A 2,854-nucleotide genomic window follows, 5' to 3' on the forward strand; every position below is an offset into this window, starting at 1 on the left:
GCCGCACCTCGTCGATCAGCGGCTCCAGCTCTGCCCACTGCTTGTCGCTCAGAACATGGATACCCGCATTCCCCGTCATCCACCCCAGATAGGAATGTACCTCAGGGCCTAACAGGCCCTAAGCTTTCCATGCACTGGCGACAAAATCGCACAAGCGAAAAAGGGTGGCCCCGTATGTCCCCTAACTCGGGGCCAAGTCACTCCGATACGTTGTACCCATTCCGAACCTAAACAGGCTGCACGTGTTGCGTCGCAATGTCACTGGCCATGGCGCAGAAATTACAGAAAAGTGAGTGCTTGGGCATGAATGCGACACAACAATAGGTTGAGAATGCGGACTTTCGAGAGAACATATCTCTATCCTCTGGATGTCGTCGTTGGTCCGGACGTCATCATCATAACCTGTCCCGACATCCCAGAGATGGTTGCATGTGGCGGAGATGATCTAGCGGCTAGCGTTCATGCAGCGGACGACGTGCTTGTCAGTGTGCTGAGTGGGTACGTCGAGGGTGGGCGTGCGATCCCAGTTCCCAGTCCGGCTGTTGGCCGACCCATCGCCAGATTGCCCACGCAGATGGTCGCTAAGCTCCTGCTCCATGACGTGATGCTGATTGACGGTGTCAGCGACCAGAGACTGGCCGCCTTGCTCGGCGTGGACAGGGACACCGTTCGCCATCTGCGCGCCCCCATGCATAGCAGCACTGTCGGTGCGATTGGTGAGGCGTTCCGGGCCATAGGCTTGCGCCTGGTCATTGCGGCACACAGCGTCGCCGCGACCGAGGACACGGCCGACTGACGCGCCACGACCCGCGCATTGACGATAAATTAATTCACAAATATGCAACCTGTGGTTTGTTGCGCTGGTCGGCCAAACATTCACAATCGGTGTATGGAATGGTTCTGCCTGACCGTCGCAGTCGTCTGGCTGGCATTGGTCGCCGCAACGCTGCTGTAGCGTTAGCCTGCCAACTTGCCGCACCGGGTGATTCACGAATCTGCTAATCGCGATCTTGCTCTCACGCTTCCGTGCGCCATATCCAGCATATGGCCCCGGTCTTTTTAGCCGCTGCTGCTTTTGCTTGGCTGGCCATCGTCGCCGCCACGCTATTGTAACCTCAGCGCTGCTGTCCCATACCTGCCATAAGCGCACCAGCCAGCCGGCGTTCTCTACCCGCAGGTGCACATTTGGGGCGAAGCCATATACAGCGTAGCATTGAATTAGACGCCAAAGCAGAGCCAAGATGGACACCTGTCCATCAAACCCGAAAGGGCAGGCGGCAATGCTGAAAATCAGAAACGGTTATACTAATAATAATCTAATTGCAGCAGATTACATTCTTCTGGTCAGTGGCGGCGGCTCATGGCCGTAAAGAGGCGCAATGTACGCCTTGTATGGACACGGTCGCAGTCTGGAAAATCTGTAATTCTTATAGCTACAGCAGCCGAGTACGACCTAACTATTATGGGCGCCAGCGGTACAACTGCTTGTACTTGGCAAATTCGTCGCGCAGACGGAGCAGTATTTCAGGGGATGGAACCGACCCTAGCAAGCACCATGCAGACGGCGCAGACCGTGTTGGAACGGCTGCTCCGTGGCAGCTGAGGCCCAATCCGACCGCGCCGATACGCGTTGGTAAAGCCGCATGAACGATACGCAGTTGCTAGCGATAATCCTGCTGATCTGGCTCGCGGCGGGGGCCCTTTTCTTCGTCCTAGGCTGATAGGCCGCTCCTGGGCCGGCTGGCTGCTACCGAAGGGGTTGGTCAACCCTTCCTTGAAGGGGCAAGGAAGGGGGGGGCCAGCTGACGAGAGGTCAGCTGGCCATCCACAGCAAGGAGGGGGATCACCTCGCGCTGCGGACAATCTCTTAATAGATCGCAAAAGTTGAATTACAGAGCGAGACCTATCAGGCTGGTGCCTCATAAGTGCGGCGACGCTAGGGGTAGTCCCAGCATGCCTTGCGGGCTGAGATGCCGATCGACCAACGTCTTGGCTTCCTGGGCCGGCTCACCAGCCCGAAACACCCCCCAGGGTTGCATCCAACGGCGAAAATGACATAGGATAGGGTATGTAACATTATTATTTACTTACTGTTTAAGAGATGTCAGAATGATCCGAACCCATGTCTTGGGGGCGGTCTTATGGTTCTGGCTTGGCATGACGAGACATACGGCGACCTTCGCTCGCGTACAGCGGTGCTCGGCGGTCTCTCGTTGTCGATCACTGGTGCTGACGAGGTCTGGCGTTGGCGGGTAAAGCGATGCAACATCGACGTCGCCAAAGGATGGACCCGTACCTTGCTCGGCGCGGAAATCGAGGCCGAGGACGCCGCACGCCAGTATTTTGCCCAATCAAGCAAAACGTGAGGCTGAGTCTTTTGGCATCGTCGGCGCGGTTAGGGCCTGTTAGCTCCTGAGCCAATGGAAGGTGGCGGCGAGGGAGAGGACGCCCAGGAAGGCTCTTGCTGTCTTCTCGTATCGTGTGGCCAAGGCGCGCCATTCCTTGAGGCGTGCCCAGAGGTTCTCGACGAGGTGTCGGTTGTTGTAGATCCACGGTGGGCAGGCGACCGGTGCGTCGGTGCGCTTTGGCGGGATCGCGGGGCGGGCGCCCATCTCCCAGATGCGCTCGCGGAAGGCGTCGGACGCGAAGCCACGATCGCCGACCACCCAGCCCGGCACGTCGGGTAGACAGTCCAGCAAGCCTGGCGCCATCGGCAGTTCGTGCGCTTGGCCGTGTACCGCACCCGGCTCCTTGGACAACTGGTTGGGCTACGCGGCGCGCCTGAAGGTCTCCTCCTGCCAGGCGGCGCGCCTGTCGGCGGGGCTGCGATGGCCGTTCTTCTCGACCAGCCATT

The 2,854-nt window shown here is 58.6% G+C and carries 2 protein-coding genes and 1 pseudogene; 2 read left to right on the plus strand and 1 reads right to left on the minus strand.

The window, feature by feature from the left end; translation table 11 throughout:
• The first annotated feature begins 331 nt into the window (after positions 1 to 331).
• Together E2C05_RS33635 and E2C05_RS30730 are read left to right on the plus strand one after the other, a co-directional pair.
• Positions 332 to 796, plus strand: a complete 465-nt coding sequence (locus E2C05_RS33635) for a type II toxin-antitoxin system HicB family antitoxin (protein ID WP_158292482.1) — start codon at positions 332 to 334, stop codon at positions 794 to 796.
• Positions 797 to 2,141: 1,345 nt separating this feature from the next.
• Positions 2,142 to 2,366, plus strand: coding sequence for a hypothetical protein (locus E2C05_RS30730; protein ID WP_133223411.1), 225 nt, complete (start codon positions 2,142 to 2,144; stop codon positions 2,364 to 2,366).
• Positions 2,367 to 2,405: 39 nt separating this feature from the next.
• Here the strand turns inward: E2C05_RS30730 and E2C05_RS30735 are convergent.
• Positions 2,406 to 2,732, minus strand: a pseudogene (locus tag E2C05_RS30735) (transposase); the annotation flags it as partial.
• Positions 2,733 to 2,854: the final 122 nt, after the last annotated feature.

The sequence above is a fragment of the Paracraurococcus ruber genome (assembly GCF_004353985.1).
Lineage (GTDB): Bacteria > Pseudomonadota > Alphaproteobacteria > Acetobacterales > Acetobacteraceae > Paracraurococcus > Paracraurococcus ruber.